This is a genomic window from Gammaproteobacteria bacterium, assembly GCA_024235095.1.
GTDB lineage: Bacteria > Pseudomonadota > Gammaproteobacteria > Competibacterales > Competibacteraceae > UBA2383.
On sequence record JACKNC010000001.1, the window covers coordinates 305,969 to 326,397 of the forward strand.

Annotated in this window: 17 protein-coding genes; 11 read left to right on the forward strand and 6 right to left on the reverse strand. The window is 52.1% G+C overall.

The genetic code is table 11. From position 1 onward, the window contains the following. Positions 1-70 precede the first annotated feature (70 nt). A complete protein-coding gene (locus H6973_01265; GenBank protein MCP5124298.1) occupies positions 71-343 on the reverse strand; it encodes a hypothetical protein in 273 nt (90 codons plus the stop codon). A 504-nt stretch (positions 344-847) separates the two neighbouring features. Here H6973_01265 and H6973_01270 point away from each other — a divergent pair. Then, complete coding sequence (locus H6973_01270; GenBank protein MCP5124299.1) at positions 848-1,060, forward strand: DUF1289 domain-containing protein; 213 nt, start codon at positions 848-850, stop codon at positions 1,058-1,060. A 33-nt stretch (positions 1,061-1,093) separates the two neighbouring features. Continuing rightward, positions 1,094-1,702: a DUF2889 domain-containing protein gene (locus H6973_01275; protein MCP5124300.1), complete on the forward strand. Its 609-nt coding sequence runs from the start codon at positions 1,094-1,096 to the stop codon at positions 1,700-1,702. A gap of 20 nt (positions 1,703-1,722) precedes the next feature. Here the strand turns inward: H6973_01275 and H6973_01280 are convergent, their stop codons facing one another. The 3 genes from H6973_01280 to H6973_01290 all read right to left on the reverse strand — a co-directional run bounded on the left by H6973_01280 (position 1,723) and on the right by H6973_01290 (position 5,078). Further along, positions 1,723-2,277 carry a DJ-1/PfpI family protein gene (locus H6973_01280; GenBank protein MCP5124301.1) on the reverse strand — a complete coding sequence of 185 codons (555 nt, stop codon included), beginning with the start codon at positions 2,275-2,277 and terminating at the stop codon, positions 1,723-1,725. A 45-nt stretch (positions 2,278-2,322) separates the two neighbouring features. Then, positions 2,323-3,711: a S41 family peptidase gene (locus H6973_01285; GenBank protein ID MCP5124302.1), complete on the reverse strand. Its 1,389-nt coding sequence runs from the start codon at positions 3,709-3,711 to the stop codon at positions 2,323-2,325. A 254-nt stretch (positions 3,712-3,965) separates the two neighbouring features. Further along, positions 3,966-5,078, reverse strand: a complete 1,113-nt coding sequence (locus H6973_01290) for a TRAP transporter substrate-binding protein (GenBank protein MCP5124303.1) — start codon at positions 5,076-5,078, stop codon at positions 3,966-3,968. A 309-nt stretch (positions 5,079-5,387) separates the two neighbouring features. Between H6973_01290 and H6973_01295 the strand changes: the two genes are divergently transcribed. The 8 genes from H6973_01295 to H6973_01330 all read left to right on the forward strand — a co-directional run bounded on the left by H6973_01295 (position 5,388) and on the right by H6973_01330 (position 17,378). Further along, on the forward strand, positions 5,388-6,989 hold the full coding sequence (locus tag H6973_01295; protein ID MCP5124304.1) for an alkaline phosphatase family protein: 1,602 nt from the start codon (positions 5,388-5,390) through the stop codon (positions 6,987-6,989). Further along, positions 6,989-7,957 (forward strand): alpha/beta hydrolase, encoded by a 969-nt coding sequence (locus H6973_01300; protein MCP5124305.1) that lies wholly within the window; start codon positions 6,989-6,991, stop codon positions 7,955-7,957. The genes H6973_01295 and H6973_01300 overlap by 1 nt, the downstream gene beginning before the upstream one ends. Further along, the gene (locus tag H6973_01305; GenBank protein MCP5124306.1) at positions 7,926-9,404 is read left to right on the forward strand and encodes a hypothetical protein; all 1,479 of its coding nucleotides are present in this window, start codon (positions 7,926-7,928) and stop codon (positions 9,402-9,404) included. The genes H6973_01300 and H6973_01305 overlap by 32 nt, the downstream gene beginning before the upstream one ends. 7 nt (positions 9,405-9,411) lie before the next feature. Next, positions 9,412-10,299, forward strand: coding sequence for a sulfotransferase (locus H6973_01310; protein ID MCP5124307.1), 888 nt, complete (start codon positions 9,412-9,414; stop codon positions 10,297-10,299). Positions 10,300-10,375: 76 nt separating this feature from the next. Further along, positions 10,376-13,411: an alpha/beta hydrolase fold domain-containing protein gene (locus H6973_01315; protein ID MCP5124308.1), complete on the forward strand. Its 3,036-nt coding sequence runs from the start codon at positions 10,376-10,378 to the stop codon at positions 13,409-13,411. A gap of 27 nt (positions 13,412-13,438) precedes the next feature. Continuing rightward, positions 13,439-14,704, forward strand: a complete 1,266-nt coding sequence (locus tag H6973_01320; protein ID MCP5124309.1) for a hypothetical protein — start codon at positions 13,439-13,441, stop codon at positions 14,702-14,704. Positions 14,705-14,735: 31 nt separating this feature from the next. Next, the gene (locus H6973_01325; protein MCP5124310.1) at positions 14,736-16,070 is read left to right on the forward strand and encodes a hypothetical protein; all 1,335 of its coding nucleotides are present in this window, start codon (positions 14,736-14,738) and stop codon (positions 16,068-16,070) included. A gap of 24 nt (positions 16,071-16,094) precedes the next feature. Beyond that, positions 16,095-17,378 (forward strand): hypothetical protein, encoded by a 1,284-nt coding sequence (locus H6973_01330; GenBank protein MCP5124311.1) that lies wholly within the window; start codon positions 16,095-16,097, stop codon positions 17,376-17,378. Positions 17,379-17,425: 47 nt separating this feature from the next. On the opposite strand, the gene H6973_01335 is transcribed toward H6973_01330, so the two are convergent. Then, positions 17,426-18,340: a sulfotransferase gene (locus H6973_01335; protein MCP5124312.1), complete on the reverse strand. Its 915-nt coding sequence runs from the start codon at positions 18,338-18,340 to the stop codon at positions 17,426-17,428. 209 nt (positions 18,341-18,549) lie between these two features. Here H6973_01335 and H6973_01340 point away from each other — a divergent pair, with 209 nt between their 5' ends. Beyond that, the gene (locus H6973_01340; GenBank protein ID MCP5124313.1) at positions 18,550-19,740 is read left to right on the forward strand and encodes a hypothetical protein; all 1,191 of its coding nucleotides are present in this window, start codon (positions 18,550-18,552) and stop codon (positions 19,738-19,740) included. Positions 19,741-19,846: 106 nt separating this feature from the next. Here H6973_01340 and H6973_01345 read toward each other — a convergent pair whose 3' ends face one another. Then, positions 19,847-20,386, reverse strand: a complete 540-nt coding sequence (locus tag H6973_01345) for a DUF4388 domain-containing protein (protein MCP5124314.1) — start codon at positions 20,384-20,386, stop codon at positions 19,847-19,849. Between the last annotated feature and the right edge of the window lie 43 nt (positions 20,387-20,429).

Consider the following 20,429-nt stretch of genomic DNA (forward strand, 5'->3'; position numbering starts at 1 on the left):
CGATTCGCCATCCTGCACCTCCCTCGCCCGGTAGGAGAGAGGCTGGAGGTGCAGGTCACGCAAAAACCTCTCAGACCCTCCCAGGGTTTTGCGGATGTGTATCGATGAAATGCTTGAGCACCAATTTCAACTGCAAAACTTTCTCATTATGCCCGCGATGACGCTCCTCCTCGATATCATCCAGGATAATGCGCTTGATCATCGGAACGCCTTCCGAGGTATGCACCAGATAGCTGCCCATTTCCAGCGCGGCGATTTCCGGCAAATGCTCGTGCTCGGCAATGGCCGTAATTTCTTCCTCGGTCAGGTCACTCAATTCCACACAATCTTCATACGACAACATGATGCTCCCTCCTGAGTCGTTCGGTTTGATTTGGTTTGCAGAGTAAAGGTTAAACCCGGCAACCCGTCCAGACAAGCATAAATCGCAGGGTGTTTACATTAAAATTCGCATCCGCCGGCAAGGATCATGAAAATCCCATGAATCCCTTAATGACAATCAGGGTTTATCCCTATTTACGAGCCGGAAAATTCCTGGCTATCTTAAAAAAAATTAAACCGGGGTTCGCCGCGAAGACGAGAGGAGTTTCACACCACCACAGGATCGAGGGCCAGTTTGCCACCGTCCGGCCAAAGCGCGTTTGCGCGTGCTTCATAACAATAAGCACACTCGATAATCCCATAACCCGCTCCCTCGTCTTCGCGGCGAATCCTTTTTCTGAACCACCTCACCCGGCCTGACCACATCAAACGTGGTTTCCCCTCCCGAAAGCGGTATGATAGCAGGTGTAATCACTAACGCTGGCCGCTACCCCGTGCGGCCTGCTCCAACACTTTGATAAGCCCCATGAGCGCTGACTGTTCATCCCCGCCAAACGATCCTCCATCCCCCTGCGTAGGGGTCTGCGTGATCAGCCCCAAAACCCAATGGTGCGAAGGCTGCTACCGCACCCTGGATGAAATCGCCGGGTGGTGGGACTATGACCCCTATCAAAAGCGCGCCGTCATCGCCCAGCTGGACGACCGCCTGGCGCGCATCATGGATGGGTCGTTTGATTGAATTGCCTGTTTCGCCTTCAACAAGAGGGTACTAATGTCGCTTCTCCCTGCTGTTCCCCGTCGTTTACTCCACCGGCGCCTTGTCCAGTGCCACGGCTACCAGCGAGATGACGGCTGGTGGGATATTGAAGGGCAAATCGTCGACACTAAGACCTATGCGTTTCCCAATGAAGATCGCGGCGGCGCTATCCAGGCTGGGGAACCCCTGCATGACATGTCGATTCGCCTGACAGTGGATCCAGAGTTTGTCATTCAGGAGGTTACAGCCTGTACTGACGGCTCGCCGTTTGGGCTGTGTCCGGCGATCACCACCCGCTACCGTAAACTGATTGGGGTAAAAATCGGAGCTGGATGGTCGCTCAAACTCCGGGAGTTATTCGGCGGAGTGAATGGCTGCACGCATCTGACGGAACTTCTGGGGCCAGTGGCAACTACTTTTTTTCAAACGGTCTATGGCCAGCATTACGACCAGGAAGACGCCAAGCCACCGGACGAACGGGAAATCCCGCCGGTGCTGAACACCTGCCACGCCCTGGCCAGCGACAGCTTGGTGGTGAAGAAACGCTGGCCACGGGCCTATACGGGACGGGACCGGGAAGCCGATACGCAACACCGGCTACTGGTGGATGATTGTTTGACCTAATTGTGCGCGTTTTAGGCGCTCTAGGGTCGTTGCAACGCAGCTTCCACCGTATCGCGCGTTTCACGCCCACACAGGATCTCGACCAGAGTCAGGGTAAAGTCCATGGATGCGCCGGGACCGCGCGAAGTAATGAACGTCCCGTCGCGCACCACCGCAGCGCTGCTTAATCGAATGCCAGCCTGATCAGCCTGGTCATCGAGAATGCCTGGATAGGCGGTCGCTTCGCGATCCTTCAGCAGACCCGCGCTGGCCAGCACCTTCGGCGCGGCGCAGATGGCGGCCACATAGCGGCCCTGTTCCGACATGTGCCGCAGCAATGCAGCGATGCGTCGATCGGCTTCCAGGCGTTGCGCGCCACCCAGGCCGCCGGGCAGGACCACCAAATCAAAATCCCGATCCAGCACCGCTTCCAGGGTAGTGTCCGGCATCAGCATCACGCCGCGCGAAGCCGTTACGGGACCTTGTTCCAACCCCGCTACCGTTACTTCAACGCCGGCCCGGCGCAACAGATCAATAATCGTAACCGCTTCCAGTTCTTCACAGCCTTGAGCAAGCGGGACAAGCACATGAGACATGGGATTGCTCCTGATAATGTCGGTTAGTTTACTGGCGCCCAACACCTACCCCTTCCTCCCCCCCTCCGGGAGAGGGGATTGCGGGGAGACGCTGCGACCTTGCAACAAGGTCATGCCCTTGAGCATGTTCAGCGCTTCATATAACTGATAATCATCTTTCGCCAGCTCACTATCGGAACCCACCGTGGTTTGGGGTATGGACGGGAGCGGCGGCTCCGCGTCATCGGTCGCCGGCGCAGCGCCATTGCCGCCATCATTCTGTAAATGGCCGGTCAGATCCGCTTCCTTGATCAGCGCGGCGTCAGCACTGTCGTCAGCCACCTTGAGCGATTTGAGTTCGATATCGGGCTTGATGCCCTCGGCCTGGATCGAACGGCCACTTGGGGTATAGTAGCGAGCCGTAGTCAACTTGACCGCCGCGCCGTTGCCCAGCGGCAGAATCGTTTGCACCGAACCTTTGCCGAAGGTGCGTTCGCCTAGCACCAACGCCCGCTGGTGATCCTGCAGCGCACCCGCGACGATTTCCGAAGCCGAGGCCGAGCCGCCATTGACCAATACGACCATCGGCGCTTTTTTCAGTAGATCACCGGCAGTAGCGTTGAAGGTTTGTTCGGAGTCCTTATCTCGTCCCCGGGTTTGCACGATGACGCCATCCTCGAGAAAATCATCGGCCACGTCGACCGCGCCGTTCAACACCCCACCGGGATTATTGCGCAGGTCCAGAATCAAGCCCTTGAGCGCCGCCTGATTCTGTTTCTGCAAATCTTGCAGGGCATCCTGGAGGTTCGCTTCGGTCCTGGCCTGGAACTGCGTGATGCGCAGGTAGCCAAACCCCGGCTCCAGCAAGCGGCTCTTCACGCTCCGAACCTGAATAACTTCACGCACCAGTTTTATCTTTAGAGGCTTTTTCACTCCTTCACGGATAATGGTCAGAACGATGGAGGTATTGGGCTTGCCGCGCATCCGGTTAATCGCGTCGGACAAAGTGATGCCCTTGACCGAAGCATCATCCAATCGAATGATCAAATCGCCGGCCTGGATGCCGGCCCGCTGGGCAGGGGTGTCATCGATGGGGGCAATGACCTTGATAAAGCCGTTTTCCTGCCCCACCTCAATGCCCAGTCCACCAAATTCGCCGGAAGTGCCGATTTGCAAATCCTGGAAGGCTTCGGCGTCCAGATAGGACGAGTGGGGATCCAGATTGCTCAACATGCCACGGATGGCGTTTTCCAGCAGGTCTTTGTCCTCAATCGATTCAACATAGTCCTGTTTGACTGCATCGAGGACGCTAGTGAAGGTGCGCAGCTCGTCAAGCGGCAACTGACTTTCCGGCGCAACGCTCTTTTCAGCCCGGACCGCATAAACCGTGGTCAATGAAATGCCTGCTAGAAAGCTCAGCGCCAGCGCCAGACTGTATCGAGTTACAGCACTCATGGTTACTCCGCAATGCATCAGGTGAACAGTATAGAGGTATCAGGTATCAGGAACGGAAAAAGGGAATTGTTCCTGAATTTGTCCGGCTTCCATGTGGAAAGACAATATAAGACAACGGAAACCGCTTGGAAATTGCGCGGGTGAGGGAAAATTTCGAGGCGCTTCGAGAACTCTTGGTGAGTCGTCAACGTCAGGTCGGGCAAAGCTTCATCTGCACCCGACCTGCCGCTAAAGAATATTGATTACGCGTTGCCTTACGAACCCGCACGCAACATGGTTTGCATGAAGTTAGCTAATGTGCCTTCCGGCAAACCTGACCAAATATCAGACACTCTCTGGAAGGACCGCATGGAATCGAAGATTTTCTTGAAATCGGGATTCTTCGCGGACTCCTCGGCGAAAATTTTCTGCGCGGTCTCATAAGCCGCTTTCAGAACATCGTCGGGATAGCGCCGCAACTGTGTGCCGCTTTGCACCAGCCGCTGAATCGCCAGCGGATTCTTGGCGTCGTAAGCCGCCAACATGCCGACATTCGCTTCAGCCGCAGCAGCCTCAAACGCGGACTGATAAGACTTGGGCAATTTATCCCACTGCTCCTTGTTCACATAGAACGACAGCACCGGACCTGGCTCCCACCAACCGGGGTAATAATAGAACTTTGCGACTTTGTAGAACCCCAGTTTTTCATCATCATAAGGGCCGACCCACTCGGCGGCGTCAATCGCGCCCCGCTCCAGCGAAGGGTAAATCTCGCCACCGGGTAATGATTGCGGCACCGCGCCCAATGCCGAAAACACCTCGGCGCCGAAGCCAGGAATACGGATCTTCAAACCTTTGAGATCATCCAGCGAGTTGATTTCCTTGCGGAACCATCCCCCCATCTGTGTACCGGTATTCCCGCCGGGGAAATTAACCACGTTGTACTTGGCAAAGAACTCACGGAGTAACGGACCACCTTCGCCATCATAAAGCCAAGCGTTCATCTGTCGGGCCGTGAGGCCGAACGGCACCGAGCAATCCAGCGAGAACGCCTTGTTCTTGCCATGGTAATAGTAAGAAGCCGTGTGACAGACCTCAACTGTGTTTTGCTGCACCGCATCCAGCACTCCAAAGGGCGGGACGATTTCACCGCCGGCGAACACGCGGATTTCAAACTTGCCATCCGTGATTTCCGCGACGCGCTTGGATAACACTTCGCCTGCACCGTAAATAGTGTCCAGGCTCTTGGGAAAGCTCGACGCCATGCGCCATTTGATGGACGGCATCGACGATGAAGGTTCATCCGCAGCAAACACGGGAACGGCGGCGGCGCCAGCGGCCGTGGCCAAACCCAGCCCGGCCTTCTTGATAAAATCACGACGTTGCATGGTCTCCTCCTCGATGGGTCAGTGAATTGTAGTGCGTTCACGGCGACAGAAAGTCGCAATGCATTGTTCATAACTCTATCAGAGCTTTGCTTAATTGCACGGGACAAACCCATGAAAAAGCAGCGTAGATTTCCAGCCGATTAAAACCAAGTTGTAAAGATGGCGCTATCCTTGCTTGCAACCCTTGTTGGCGTGCGGTACCGTTTCAACCCGAACTGATTCAGGCAACATTTAATAACCCGTCGCCAGTATTCATTGAACCGCAGTCCAATCCCCTGATCCTAAATCACGATCCTGCTGGAGCCTGTTGTGACCCGAACTCTATTTATCGGCCTGGATGGCGCCACTTTTCATATTCTTGATGGCCTGACCCGCGACCAACCCGGTCAGGGCGTGGTTATGCCATTTCTCGGGCAGTTCATGGCAGATGGTTTTCGCGCGCCGTTGCGCTCGACACCGCATCCACTGACCCCGCCAGCCTGGACCACGCTGGTCACTGGACGCAACCCCGGCGCGCATGGTATCTACGACTTCATACGCGTCGACGACCGCCAACACGAGGTGTTTTTCACGCTTTACGACTTCCGCGATATTCGCTGCGAAACGATCTGGAGTATCGCCGAACGACAGGACCGCTCGGTGGTCTCGCTTAATTTCCCGATGATGGCGCCGCCGCCCAAGCTCCACGGCAGCCTGATTCCCGGCTTCACTCCGTGGAAGCACCTGCGCCGTAATATGACTCCCGATACGCTCTATGAACGGCTGCAAGCGATTCCCGGCTTCCATCCCAAAGAACTGGCCTGGGATTTCGAGCGGGAGAACCAGATTGGCGAAGACATGGACAGCGATTATCTGGCCGCCTGGATTGGCTATCACTTGCCGCGTGAAGAACTCTGGTTCCAGGTGGCTCGCAAGCTTCTGGTCGAAGATCAGCCAGCGCTGATGGCGGTGATGTTTGATGGCACGGATAAAATTCAGCATCAGGCCTGGGCGTATCTCGACCCGGAATTGCGTCCTGGCTCTCCTGACGAAACCTGGCTGCGCCTGCGCACGCTTTGTCTCGACTACTTCCGTAAACTGGATGGCTATCTGGCGGAGCTGGTGCGGTTAGCCGGCCCGGAAGCGCAAGTGTTCATGGCCTCGGATCATGGCTTCACCGGCTCCACCCGCGTCGTGCGCATTAATCGCTACCTGGCCGATCTAGGTTATCTAAGCTACCACGATGTTGCCGACAGCGACGCCGCCCGGCGCCGGGCCGCCAGTCCATTCGCTTACCTCGATTGGGAAAAAACCGTCGCTTACTGTCCCACGCCCTCCAGCAACGCCATTTTCATTCGCGTCGCCCGCGAACCGGGTCAGCCCGGTATTGCGCCGGCGGATTATCCAGCGTTCCGCGCCCGGCTGATCGAACAACTTTACGCTCTGCGCGATTCCGCAACCAGCGAACCGGTCATTCGCGACATTCTGACCCGCGAGGCGGCTTTCCCCGGCCAGGCCAGCGCCAGCGCCCCGGATTTAACTCTGGTTCTCACCGATTACGGCTTTGTCTCGATCCGCAATCTGGAGCCAGTCATTTTCACCCGACCGGTCGCGACGGGCACGCACCACCCCGATGGCATCGTACTGGCCGGCGGTCCAGGCATCCAGCCTGGCGGGCATTGCGAACCACTGCCCATCGCCGGCATCGCCGCCAATCTGTTGCACAGTCTGGATTTGCCGATTCCCGCCGATTTCGACGGCCAGGTGATGACCAGCGCCTTCACCACCGACTTTCTGCGCGGCCGTCCGGTGCGCTCCGGCCTGCCGACCCGCCCGGTCAAAGATGGTGCAGTGCAGGAGGATGCGATTCCCGCCGAGGATCGGAACAAAATTCTGGCGCAACTGGCCATGCTGGGTTATCTGGAGGAATGATGCCGGTTGCGCCACTGGCTTCGGTTAATCTCAACTATTTGCGAATCCCGGCCCAAACCGAAGCGCCCATCTGCGGCGATCTGGTGCTGGTGCATGGCCTGGCGGCCAGTCTGGGATTCTGGCATCTGGGCATCGTTCGCGCGCTATCGGGGCTTTGCCGGTTAGTCGCTTATGATCTGCGCGGGCATGGCCGCAGCGCAATGGCGCCGACGGGCTACTCTATTCCCGAAATGGCCGATGACCTGGCCGCTCTGCTCGATCACCTCGGTCTAGAGCGAGTGCATCTGCTCGGCCACAGTTTCGGCGGCGCGATTGCCCTGCGCTTTGCCAGCCGGCATCCGGAGCGGGTGCATAGTCTGATACTGGCGGACGTGCGCCTGCGCGCCCTGCAACCTTATCATCGACTCCGCGACTGGATTGATTGGCCTCTGTGGCGTCCAATACTACAACGCGCCGGTATTGAACTAAACGATATGGAGCCAGAGGGCGGTTATGCGCTGCTGACCGCCATGGCGCGGGCGCAGTCCCACACCACGAATACTCTGTCCATGCCGCTGTTCCAGACGCCCACCGGCAGCGTCCGGCGAAATGGCGCGGCTCAGCGCTGGCTGCAATTGCAGGAAACTACCTCGATCCGGCGCGATTTGCGCGTATCCGATGGCCTGACGCCCGCCGTTTTGCGCGCCATTCGTCTGCCGGTGCTGGGCCTGTATGGCGAACGCTCGCCGGTGATGCCCACCGCACGCGCCCTGCATCGCTTATGTCCGCATTACGAGTTGCATCGGGTGCGCCACGCCGGCCACTTCTTCCCGCTCACCCGGCCACGGCGACTGGTCAATATCGCCCTGCGTTTTCTGGCTACGCAAAGCGGGGTTGCCACGCATTCTGAACACCTCTTTGGGAGCATTGATCACGAGCATGAACCTGAACACGAGCATGAACCCGCCTCGCTCCTTGCGGCCTTCTGAACCGGGTACAAAGCCCGGTTTGGCTCGCCAGCATTTCCGCCGCATCGCTGCCCACGGCTTTGGCGATCCCTATAACGCCTACCCGCATTCGATGATCGCCTACAAGGGTTATGTCTACGTCGGCACCACCCGCGCCAACCTGTGCATGCTCAAGGTTTCCAAGATTCCATCCCGGTTCGCCTTCTGGCCGGTGGAGTGCCCGGAAGACTTATACGATCTGGACATGCGCGCGCAAATCTGGCGCTACGATCCGGTAGTTGAGGAATGGCGGGAAGTTTATCGTTCCCCCTGGATCGACAGCGTCGAAGGCAAATGCATTCCCCGCGACATGGGCTATCGCGGCATGGCGGTGTTCCAGGGCGAATCCGACCCCGAACCTGCATTATATGTGTCCACCTACGCGTCGGCGGAAGGCCCAGGCGCCTATATCCTGCGTAGCGTCGATGGCGAGCATTTTGCGCCGGTATCCAAACCGGGCCTGCTGGAATTGCCAACCACCAGCATCCGCACCCTGACCGTTTTCAAGGATCGGCTGTTCACCTCGCCGACTGGACGGGCAGGCGGCAGTCCCAATGCAGCGGACATCGCGGTAATCTATGAAAGTCGTGATCCAATCCAGGGTGAGTGGACGCCGGTCAACCCGCCTGGTTTTGACGATCCGGACAACGTCAGTATTTTTGAAATGGCGGCGTTTGGCAACCATCTTTACGCCGGGACGATTAATTTCAAGCAGGGTTTTCAAATCTGGCGGACTCAGGCTGATGGAGATCCGCCCTATACCTGGGAACAGGTCATGAGTCATGGCGCTTATCGGGGACCGCTCAACCAGGGCGTCGTCAGCCTGGCCGAATTCAACGGTGCGCTCTATGTCGGCGGCGGCATCCAGAATGGCGGTATTGACGGCGTGAACCGGGTCGGCCCCGCGGCGCCGGAACTCATCCGTCTGTACCCGGATAACCATTGGGACTTGCTCGTTGGCAATGCGCGCGAAACGCCGGACGGTTTCAAGCAACCTTTGTCCGGCTTCCGACCCGGTTTTAACAACCTGTTTAATGGCTATTTCTGGCGGATGGCCGCGCACGACGGCTGGCTGTATCTGGGCACGCTGGACTGGAGCCGGATGTTGCCCTACGCTGACCGGGAGCGCTGGCCAGCCTGGTTCCGGCGCACCGTGGATCGGATCGGTCTGGAGAAAATTATCGAGCGACAATCCGGATTTGATCTTTATCGTAGCGCTGATGGCGAAAACTGGCTGCCAGTGACCACTAACGGCTTTGGCAATTCCTATAATTACGGCTTACGCGGACTGGTTTCTACGCCACAAGGATTGTATGTCGGTGCGGTTAATCCCTTCGGTCCCCAGGTCGCCTGTTGTGAAGAGGAACAGTGGCGCTACCAGGATAATCCGGATGGGGGTCTGGAGATTTGGCTGGGTTCTCAGGCATAGGCTGATTATGCAAGCCCCATTGTTTGTCCTGACGTGTATGCGTTCCTATTCCTCGCTGGTCAGCGCCATGCTCGGTCAACATCCCGACATGTACGGTTTGCCGGAACTCAATCTGTTCATGGCTGACACCTTGGCTGGCGTCATGCGCAAATTGCAAATTGTCCGCCCGCAAAGTCTGCACGGTCTGCTGCGCGTCGTGGCGCAAACTGAATATCAAACCCAAACAGTCGAAACCATTGAGAGGGCGCAGGACTGGCTGCAAAAGCATTCTGGCGGAACGGCCCGTCACCTCTTGGAATATCTGGCTGAGCGTACCGGATCGCGCATTTTGATCGATAAAAGCCCCAGCACCGCCTTGAATCCAGCCAATCTGAAACGGCTACAGTCTAATTTCCCAGATGCGCGCATTTTGCACTTGGTGCGCCATCCCCGCGCGACCTGTAAATCCATCCACGAACTTCGGCAAAAAACCGCCCATAAGCGCGAAGAGGGTCAAGCAGACGAACTGACACCGGAACAGTTGTGGCTGCGCATCAATCGCAATATTCTGGATTTCACCGAGCGACTGTCCCTGGGTCAAAGTATGCGGATTCAGGGCGAACAATTACTGACCGAGCCGGAACGGTATCTGGCGCAAATCACCGAATGGCTGGGTCTAAGCAGCGATGCGCACAGTCTTCAAGCTATGCTGCATCCAGAGTGTTCGCCCTATGCCTGCATAGGTCCGTCGAATGCGCGGTTTGGCAACGATCCCAACTTCCTACGCAATCCGCGCTATGCCAAAAGACCGATTCCCTTGCAACATCTGGAAGGGCCTTTGGAGTGGCAACGCGACGGTGCTCAGGGTTTTTCCACGCAAACTCTGGCGATTGCTCGCCGGTTTGGTTATCACTGAATCCTCATCGAGGTTTGCAAAATTTATGACTTCACTACAGAACAGTACGGATGCATGGTTAAAAACCATGAGGTTTATGACTCATTTTACTATTCGTTTAGCCATTCTTGCTCTGTCCATGTTGCTAATCGCCGGTTGTCCTGTGGAGCAGGAATTCAGCCAGGTTGGTTTTGGCGATCGCACACAACCGCCATCGACTATAAATAATACCGTTGAATATTCAGCGAACAATCGTAGAGGGAAATTGATTGAACGATTCAATCAATTTGATCAAAACGGGGATGGTGTTCTAACTAGCGAGGAAGTAAAGCGTCCCAGACTTTTCAACAAGTTTGATGAAAACGCCGATGGTTTCATAACGCTGCAGGAAGCTGAAAATTATGTACGAAATCGGCGCTCGTCATCCTCTTATCGTAATAATAACTATCCCGAAAGAAGAAATTTTGAGAATGCTCCGCCGGTCCGGCCAACTGCAGACCCGGTCTATGCTAGTGTGACTCCTTATGATTCAGGAAGCGATTTACCTGATGATTTGGAAAACAGTTCACCGGAATTCAGCCAGCCACCTACAAGAGGTCGTTATACCAATAATTCTGGTGGTAATCGTGGCGGTAAACTGGTTGAGCGATTCAGGAAACTTGACCGGAACGGCGATGGCGTTCTCACCCGGGAAGAGGTGAAACGCCCTGATCTCTTTGAACGCCTAGATCAGAATGCGGATGGTTCCGTAACGCTGGAAGAAGCCAGGAGCTATGCGCGAAATCGCCGTCAATCCTCCCGCAATAATAAGGTATCTCGCTCCGAACCATCCGGCAATTTCCAAAACCCTGGGCTTGTAATAGCAAGCACTTCATCATCCTTACCGATTGATGATACGCCAGATGCTCATAATACTTCTCTTGGAATGAATCAAACCTTGAATGTTCGCTATGCGGACATTCCCGGTGTTGATCCTAACCTTGTCAGCCTGGATATTTATGCGCCAAAAACCGGTAAACAGCATCCTGTCGTTATCATGGTTCATGGCGGCGGTTGGCGACGAGGAGACAAAGCCAATCCAAATGTTGGAATAGACAAAGCCAACTTCTTTGTACCCTTGGGTTATGTATTCGTCAGCATTAACTATCGCTTGTCACCTGCTGTAAAACATCCCACGCATGTTCAGGATGTAGCAGCAGCAATCTCATGGATATACGATAGAATTAACCAATATGGGGGTGACAAAAATCATATTTATTTGATGGGACATTCGGCTGGCGCGCACCTAGCGGCGCTGGTTGCCACCAACAATCAGTATCTCAATGCGCTGGGCAAAAACTTGTCAGTAATTAAGGGTGTGATATTGCTTGATAATGCCGGTTACGATTTAAATCGCGCCATTGATGATTTAGATGGCGGTAGAGAATTACGCAGCATGTATGAACAATCTTTTAGCAAGGACCGTAAACTTTGGAACAATGCATCTCCTGCTAAATATATTGCTCCTGGAAAAAACATTCCACCCTTTTTAATATTTTTCCATTCAGGCTCTAGTTCGACAAGAATAACGCTTTCCAATGATTTTGCCAAGTCATTGCGTAAAGCTGGCATCTCTGCCAAAGTGGTTTCAGTGCCTGGAAAAAACCATCAGGCCATGAATAGCGACGTTGGGAAACCAGGGGATATCCTGACCGTTAATATTCTTGAATTTCTAAACGAACTATCGCCTTCCAGGCCGATATCAACTCCTGCAATTGAACGCTCTATTTCTAAAACATCGCCTATCTCAAATGCCAAGGTGAGTTTTAAAGAAAACGAGAATACGCTTTCTCATCTACGCTTTTCGAAGGATTACTTTCCTGGCACACGGGATCGTAAGGGAAATTTCATGGGAGGGACGGAAACAAATGCAATCGTAGCCTATGAGGGTCAGTTATATGCCGCCATCAGCTACTGGAATTGGGATCGCACATCAGGTGAAAACCCCGGCGCACAAATCCTGGTCAAGCGTATTGCGCAGTCACCTTGGGAAGTTGATGTCAGCCCTGGGGTTGACTACCTCAGATTTGCTGCGCTGCATTCGGTCAATTTTACGACCGATGACGCTGGTAAGAAGCTGGACAAGCCGGTTCCTGTATTATTAGCAGGCACCAACTGGCAAGGCCAGGACAATTCAGCGATCATTTTTGCCAAAGAGGGCGGGCATGGATCATGGAAACGTTTGACTGTTACCAAAGATGCGCCTCGAACTGCGGGTGGTTATTCTGAAGTGCGGGTTATTTTTGATCACATTGACCACATAACCGGTGTTCACTATGTCTTTGCAGCAGTTGGCGATGGGCTTTATCGTGGCGTCTACGATCCTGATAGTTCTGAACATATTCGCTGGGAGTCCAATCCGGAAATGCGCTGGTCAGCGAATAGGCTATTAGCCGCTGCGGAAGCAAACGGTTCTTTATACGTGACTGTCAATATTGTCCCTAGGCGAGCCAAGGCCGGAGGATTATTCAGGCGCATTGATGGTTCCTCACCTCGTTGGGAACAGGTCTACGAGTGGCAATGGTCGCATCCTTATCACGAACATCCAAAGCCTAAATATGGGATGCGTGGTTTGACCGCAGTAGCAGGCGCGGATGGTTATGAATTTCTGCTGGGTGCGCGAGAACATCCAGGGGTCATCGATCACATTGATTTAAAAAATAAGCACGTTATGCCTGAGATTAATGTTCGTGACCTGGTTCAGAAGCATTTGATGAATGGTAAAGAATACCTGCGAGTTACGCTCATCGCCTATAATAATATGTTGCCCGTAAGAAACCCTGACACCGGCATGTCTGCGCACTTGATTGGTTTGTGGATTAACCCGGACGTATCAGATTTAAAAATACAAAAAAGCTCGTGGTATCTCGTAAGATCAGCGAATGGAAAATATTCATTAGGGCGAGTTTTTGATCCAAAAAATCCTGATCCTGAACATGGATTGCGCGGTACAAGAACGATCTGTCAATCACCTTTCCCTGGAGAGAAAGGCAAGATTTTTTATTTCGGCGGTTTCGATGCAACAGGTGGCCCTTATCGAAATACTGCCTGGATTTACAAAGCAGAGCTACCTGTGTGGCCAACCTCAAATTAAAGACTCTGGAAAGAAGGAGGAAAAGTAATGACAAAATCCGAATTATTTCGGCTATTGACTTACTCAATGCTTTTTCTTTCCTCAATACAAGGATGTGTGGCGGCTGCTACTTCGGTTAATGCGGAAATTGGATGTTATGAGGCAGCGCCAGGCACTCCACTAAGAGATCCTGAATTTAACTCTGATAACCTGCTTGCGACTTGGCAAGTGAACCCGGTTCTAAGAAAAAATGGGCAATTAAAGCGGCCTGGGTGGCTTAATATAACCCCTATCGATCCTGCAACAGGTCTTTTCCTGATGGATCAAACCATTTCATTTTCTGAAGCAAACCCTACTCGCGTCAATGTCACGAATAACGGGCCAGAGTGGGCCTATAGTCAACGTGGACCTGAAGTTTATTTCACTGCATATACATCAAACCTGCGAGGCACCCAAATCGGTCGTATTTCAAGGAACTCACTTGGTGAGTGGCAACTTGGCTTTTTACCAGGGAGTAAAAAACTAGCGCGTCCGGAACCTAGCAAGACTAAAACCGACCCTGCACCTAAAATTTACTATACAAAACAAACCAAAAAATTACCCAATTTTGCATTTGGCGTATTTGGCTGGCGTGAAGATACTGAGTCCTACATCGATGCTGCGATGAGTGAAGATGCCCGAACAGGAAGATGGCTACCTGATGGCCAACATCTTTTTTACCATAAGCTAGTCGCACAGAATCCAAGAAGGATTGCGCAACTCTATTTACTGAATGTTAATACTTCGGAAGAGACTCGAATCACCGATGACAATTTACGCTATATCTCGATTGCCGCATGGAATGCCCCTGAGTTGGATGGCGCGACAGCACTGCTGTCAACCGTGAGTACGGCTAATGAAGATGAAGTCTATATCAAGGCTTGGCGTCAAGATACTAATGGGAAATGGATTGATTGGACAGAAATTCATTCATTTATTCCAGAACTCCCGGACTTGGATAGCCCGGAGCCTTTTGTATACAAAGGCCGATCCTATTTGCTTATTACTTCGCGCACAGCCCTATCCCAAAATCTAAGCACTGAAAGTGTTATATGGGTTGCAACAATTGATCCTTTATTGCCAAGCGATCAGAGAATTGAGCAACAGATTATTAGTCAGGAATACATACCTAATACGATATCAGTAAAAGCAGACCCAGAAGTGTTGATAACTCCCAATGATGAGGTGTGGATTTACTATCTTGACAAGGGAGTCATCGATATGCCGGATAGTGCGATTGGTTTGATTGTCTGTAATTTCTCTCCTTCACGTTAGGAAAACTTAAATTGCTCTCCTTGGAAGAACCATGCTAACTTACAATTTCTTTAGCAATAAAATCTCATTTATCCTATTTTTATGCTTTGCAGTGATCAGTCACAAGGCATTTACCCATGAAGATAACTTCTTTCAAGCACCCTATACATATTCAATTTCTATTAACAACATTGATTCCTTCAAGCCTAAATGCCAGGAAGCCTTGCCGGGTTGGGACATCAAGGACCCTGAATTTAACCAGGAAGAAATGCTGGCTGTCTGGCGAGTTAGCCCCAGACTCAATCAGGATGGGAGTATAAAAGAAGATGGCAAAATCTATATTACACCCATAGATATAGAGACTGGCAACTTCTCTCTGATGGGTCAATTCGAAATTAATGACGCCAATCCTGTTCCACAGAAAAGCGTGATCAATGGGCCAGAATGGGCAAACAGTCGAAGGGGTTGGGAAATATTTTACTCATGCTACTCAGCCGATTTTAAAACTGTTCGCCTCTGTAAATTGTATCGCCATCAAAATATTTGGCGGGCTCCTGCATTACCTTCAAGCAAACATAAAGGCATGCGAAATCCCAGTAAAAATGCCCTGGATCCAGAACCGAATCTTTTCTATCAATACTACCAAGGAATAATAAGTAAAGGCTCCAGTCTGAAGAAATTATATTTTGGCTGGAGGAAAGATACCGATAACCCTGTTGATATCGAACTATCACAGGATATTGGCCAAGGTAAATGGATGCCTGATGGAAGAAGGATTGTCCATATTAAAACTTTAATTAATTCAGCGGATGGTAAACGCATTAAGCAACTTGCTATCTACGACCGACTTACTAACAGCGACCAACTCATGCTCAATGATGGCCGGGAACGGCGTGACCCTTTTGCCTGGAATGCTCCAGAGTTAAATGGACAACCTGCGATTGTTTCCATCGTGCAAAATCACCAAACTAATGCGTGGGATGTCGAAGTCTATCGGCAAAATGAGCAGGGAACTTGGGTAATCTGGAATATAATTCCGCCAGTGCATCAAGATTTTCGGGTCAATTTTAGCCCAGAAGCTTTTGTCTTTAAAGAAAAATCTTATATTTCAATAGTTTCATATATGGGCAGTGACCTAAAGGGGTGGCGTAATCAACCCAGTATTGTCTGGATTGCCAGCGTCGATCCAAATTTGGAAGAAACACAGCAGATTCGTCACATTGTCAGTCAGGAACAAGATCCATCACAAATATCCCGCAAAACCGATCCTGAATCACTGCTTATTCAGGAAGGAGATTCTGCAAGAGTTTACTATGTTGACTTTAGTGTAAACGGTAAAGCAGCCAAATTGGTGAATTGTGATACGGGCCTTACAATGCCTGATTGAATAAATCATACTTAAGGTAGTTTTATGAAAAAATATTTTATTATATATAGCCTCTTTCAAGCATTATTTCTTAGTACGTCGGACCTCTTTGCTAAAAATGATGAAGAAGATTTCAGGTATAAAAATAATAATTTTTTACCCTTATTCGTAGAGATTGTAGGTCGCTATTCGATGCCTTATTTTTTAAGATGTGACACGGAAGTGATTCAAGCCAGGTTAGGAGAAAATCCTATAGGATTCATCACTTTTGTACGGGATAATCAGAGCGGAAAAATTTGCCAGAGAACTGGCGAGGTTATGCAGGATGTGTTTGTGAGTCCTCTTGATCCCTACACAGGACTTCCTCTTGAATCTATTCAATCCAAACATGTTGGATCGAATGAATGCGGTAAGCCAGTGTTATCTGATGCAGAATTCGGCTTGGACTCAGCGAATCGCCCATTATTAGCATATACTTCTGATAATGGAGTGCAGCTTGTTCAGTTTCAAGGTGATAATTGGGACACTATTACTTTTGTTAATCAAAAAATTCCTTACTCAGATAAGTGGCAAATTGCAGGTGAACCTCTCTCTCAACATCTTTCCGAGTTACAAATTGAAGTTCTCACTGATCCTGTTTTACCGGATGCATACAGAACTATGAGTAATGTTGTATGGTTGCGTATTTCCAGTGATGTTTCTGGAAAAATTAAAAATATTGAAAAAATCCACAAATTCTATTATTGGGATAAAGAGAGTGATCGCACTAGTTTTAAATCCCATATCCATCCTGAAGATCCCACTAAATTTATTCGAGTTGGAAAAAATGGAATTTATGAATTTTCCGATAAGGGCGTCGATTTAGCGCTTATCCATGACAGTTTCCCGGAGTCAACCATGCGAACATGGCTGATACCTGAGCAGGAATGTATAAGTCTTGGTTTAGCACGTATATCTAATCCCCAAACATGTCCTGCTATTGTATTTGGAGACCATACTGAAGGCGATAAATGGAATTTAATAGTAAAGGCCAAACATTTTAATGGTAACTGGGTTGAAATTCTACGGGTTCCCTATAATAATACAATCAGAGTTAACGCAAATATAATCAATCACTTAAATTATCCGCGTTCAGTGATTCTGGTAACAGGAGATGGAGATGCAAGACTTTACTTTCTTGATGGGTCTCTATTCGTGGTAGAAGACAGCACTGTTCATACAAAAGGATCAGAAATGCTATATTTCTCAGAAAGTCAACTTCTCGTTATTTATTATATAAACGCCAATACAAGAGAACCACAAGTTATTATGGTGCGTGTTACCCAATGAACAACCCCGCAGCAAGCTGCGGGGTATGTATCCCGAACGAGAATCAATTACTGATACCCCAAGCGCCTTGCCAGCGCCACCGTCGCCGGACTGAATCCCGAACCATCCGCCATCCACTCCAAGGGATCGCTCAAATTGACTTTAGGCGGGGGTCCCGTTCGTAATCGTGGATCTTCCAAATACTTGCGATTGTTACCGCCACGCGCATTATCCGGTCCCAGAGTGGCGAATGGGGAAATTTCTGGATGCTTCATCGCTTCGATAGCTTGAGCATCCATGCGAATATCCAGCCACTCGGCGATCTGCCGTAAATAGCGATCCGGATCGGCCAATAACTGCTCCCCTTGCAGATGAAGACTCTGCCCGACCGGCAGCCGTTCGGTAAATCGCAAAATGTGCCCATGAACCTTCAGCCAGTTTTCCTCCATCCGACGCCCATCCACCGGCATCCGATCCCGTCCTCGTCGGGCGCGCTGTTCCTGGCGCACCTGATATAACGATTTACCGGTGGAACGCGGATGTCGCGATAAATGCAGAAAATGGGCAGTGGGAAAAATCTGGTATAAACGCACCAAATAGGCGGCTTCCGCACAATTACTGGGACTCTTCTCGACCATCTGGCGTGAACCAAGTTGTGACGCCACATACCAGGCCAACTCGCGCGTAGTCATCGGCAAACGCTCGCGCAACCATTGCCAGGCGCGTTCGGCAGCCGCCTCGGTTTGTTCGCCATCATGCAACTGGGCCAGCGTGCGAACCAGACCATGCAAACGGTGTCGATCGCCGGGACCGGCAAAGCGCTGAAACAAACCATCCACCGTGTCGGCCACGAAGAAATTCGTCTCCGGCAATCCGTATAATTGCGGATGCTGGCCCAACATGCCACACGCCACCGACGAAAAGGAACGGCCCGGACAAAGGATAAAGACCGGATGATGAACGGAATAGTCTGGATGACTCACTACGACCCCACTTGCAAGGACTCTCTGCGCATCGGGAACAGCGTTTCCCGAAAAAGTTTTATAATCAACTTTACACTTCCAGGGGCGTTGTATCACCCATTTTTTGCCACTCATTCCACGATCCGGTCGCTAACTGCATGTCCGCACATTCCTCGTTTCAGTTTCACCCCCTCCCTGCCGAATTACTACCCGGGACTGGCCGCTGCCTGATGCAGACATCCGCCTGGCATCAGGGCTGGTTATACCTGGGCGTCACCGGCTACCCGGCGGACGCCTACCAACCGGGCAGCGCTGTCCTCCTGCGTCATCGGTTACGCGCATCCAGTTGGGAGTCGTTGTACGCAAACCCGGTGGAATCGCGCTGGATTATCCAGGCTGGTCAGGCCCGCCGCTTCCCGCTGGAACTGGGTTGGCAAACATTGACGGTGCTGCCCGGCGCCACACAACCGACGCCCGCGCTGTATGCGCTCCGGTTAGGGCTGCGCACCTCCGCCCTGTTGCATTCCAGGGATGGCGTTCATTTCGAAGCGCTACCCAATCCAGCTCCCGATGCCGGCCACGGTCCTTTCATCGCGTTACGCGGTTTTTCAAATCAGGCGTTCGCCATTCCAGCCAGCGCCGCCCATGATACTGGACGTGAGGGTCCACAGATCTGGGTTAGCGCCGATCCGCTTTCTCAACCCTGGCATCCGGCCTGCGAACCCGGTTTTGGCAATGCCGGGAATCGCACGCTGGATGGTTTACAGGTCTTCAATGGTCAATTGTATGCCGCCGCCGGTAACTCAACCAATGGCTTTCAGCTCTGGAAAACTGCGGCCCGCAGCCTGTTGCCTTTGACCTGGGAACCGGTGCTGATCGAAGGCACCCAGCGCTACACGCTCAATCCTCATATTGAAACCATGACGGTGTTCAAGGATGCGCTTTACCTGGGCGTCCGTTCGCCTAGCCCTGATCCCAATTGGGAATTTGCGACGTCCGGCGCGGAGATCATCCGGGTTCTACCCGATGGCCGCTGGGAGCTAGTAATGGGAACCCCGCGCTTTTCGCCGGTTGGCTTGCAAATTCCTCTTTCTACGCACGGTCCTGGTTTCGGCGACCCGCATCACCGGCGGATTGCCCGGCTGGTCGGGACACCCGATGCGCTTTATGCAGTCATTGATCAAGGCGAAGAGCCGCCTCAAGCTGATTTCACTTCCACGCTCGAATCGAAACGGTTCCAACTCTGGAAAACCCGCGATGGCGAGGACTGGCAAATGATTCCACTAGACGCTTTCGGACAACCTGGAGTCACCTGTTTGCGGGTACTGCAACCGACGCCGTATGGCCTGGTAGTTGCTGGCGACTGGGATTTAAGCCGTCATCCCGAAACGCAACCCGGTATTTGGCTGGAGAAGAGGTAACTTTTGTTTCTTTATACCAGCCGCCACATTGATCTGTGATAAGAATCGTGTTGATCACGGCAAGCAACCCACGATCAAGGCGAGCCTGCTCAATGATCTGAGTTACCTATGCCGCCGCTGCTAAGCCAAGTCGTCTGCGCACGTTTTCCTTGAAGCGATCCGCCTGCGTCAGGTTCGGCAATACTTGGCTCAACGCTGCAAGCGCCGTTTCCACATCGTGAACGCCTACTAGTTGCTCCTCACAAATAAAAGTGGCGATTGGACCGATAAATTCGGCCAACTCTTGCTGTAACGCTGTGAGCCTTGACGCTGACAGATGTTGGTCCGATTCTGGCACAGGCGATGTCGAGTCAACGGCGCCTAGGTAGTTCAGAATATCGGAAGTAGCTGGCAGTGGCGTGCGTAAAGCGGGAATCGGTCCATCGACGAAGCGCAACTTGCCACTGTCCACTTGGGGCAGCAGCTCAAGCGCTTGGTTACCTCGCTTATCGGAGCAAGCGAGGTATACGATTTCGCCATCTAGTAGATTGAGCTGAACCATCAGCTTAGACTTTGTAATCATGAGCAAACCAGTACGGCGCTCTTGATGCAATCGCTGGAGTTCAGTTAGAAACTGCGGTGAGAAGGTTGTTGCTTGCGTCATCATTAGTTTACTTGGCTAGTGAGTTATTGGGTAGCATCGTCAATTT

Excerpts from the sequence above, each read along its gene's own strand:
- H6973_01265 (MCP5124298.1), bottom strand. The coding sequence starts at position 343 with ATGTTGTCGTATGAAGATTGTGTGGAATTGAGTGACCTGACCGAGGAA.
- H6973_01270 (MCP5124299.1), top strand. The coding sequence starts at position 848 with ATGAGCGCTGACTGTTCATCCCCGCCAAACGATCCTCCATCCCCCTGC.
- H6973_01275 (MCP5124300.1), top strand. The coding sequence starts at position 1,094 with ATGTCGCTTCTCCCTGCTGTTCCCCGTCGTTTACTCCACCGGCGCCTT.
- H6973_01280 (MCP5124301.1), bottom strand. The coding sequence starts at position 2,277 with ATGTCTCATGTGCTTGTCCCGCTTGCTCAAGGCTGTGAAGAACTGGAA.
- H6973_01285 (MCP5124302.1), bottom strand. The coding sequence starts at position 3,711 with ATGAGTGCTGTAACTCGATACAGTCTGGCGCTGGCGCTGAGCTTTCTA.
- H6973_01290 (MCP5124303.1), bottom strand. The coding sequence starts at position 5,078 with ATGCAACGTCGTGATTTTATCAAGAAGGCCGGGCTGGGTTTGGCCACG.
- H6973_01300 (MCP5124305.1), top strand. The coding sequence starts at position 6,989 with ATGCCGGTTGCGCCACTGGCTTCGGTTAATCTCAACTATTTGCGAATC.
- H6973_01305 (MCP5124306.1), top strand. The coding sequence starts at position 7,926 with ATGAACCCGCCTCGCTCCTTGCGGCCTTCTGAACCGGGTACAAAGCCC.
- H6973_01310 (MCP5124307.1), top strand. The coding sequence starts at position 9,412 with ATGCAAGCCCCATTGTTTGTCCTGACGTGTATGCGTTCCTATTCCTCG.
- H6973_01315 (MCP5124308.1), top strand. The coding sequence starts at position 10,376 with ATGACTCATTTTACTATTCGTTTAGCCATTCTTGCTCTGTCCATGTTG.
- H6973_01320 (MCP5124309.1), top strand. The coding sequence starts at position 13,439 with ATGACAAAATCCGAATTATTTCGGCTATTGACTTACTCAATGCTTTTT.
- H6973_01325 (MCP5124310.1), top strand. The coding sequence starts at position 14,736 with ATGCTAACTTACAATTTCTTTAGCAATAAAATCTCATTTATCCTATTT.
- H6973_01330 (MCP5124311.1), top strand. The coding sequence starts at position 16,095 with ATGAAAAAATATTTTATTATATATAGCCTCTTTCAAGCATTATTTCTT.
- H6973_01340 (MCP5124313.1), top strand. The coding sequence starts at position 18,550 with ATGCAGACATCCGCCTGGCATCAGGGCTGGTTATACCTGGGCGTCACC.
- H6973_01345 (MCP5124314.1), bottom strand. The coding sequence starts at position 20,386 with ATGATGACGCAAGCAACAACCTTCTCACCGCAGTTTCTAACTGAACTC.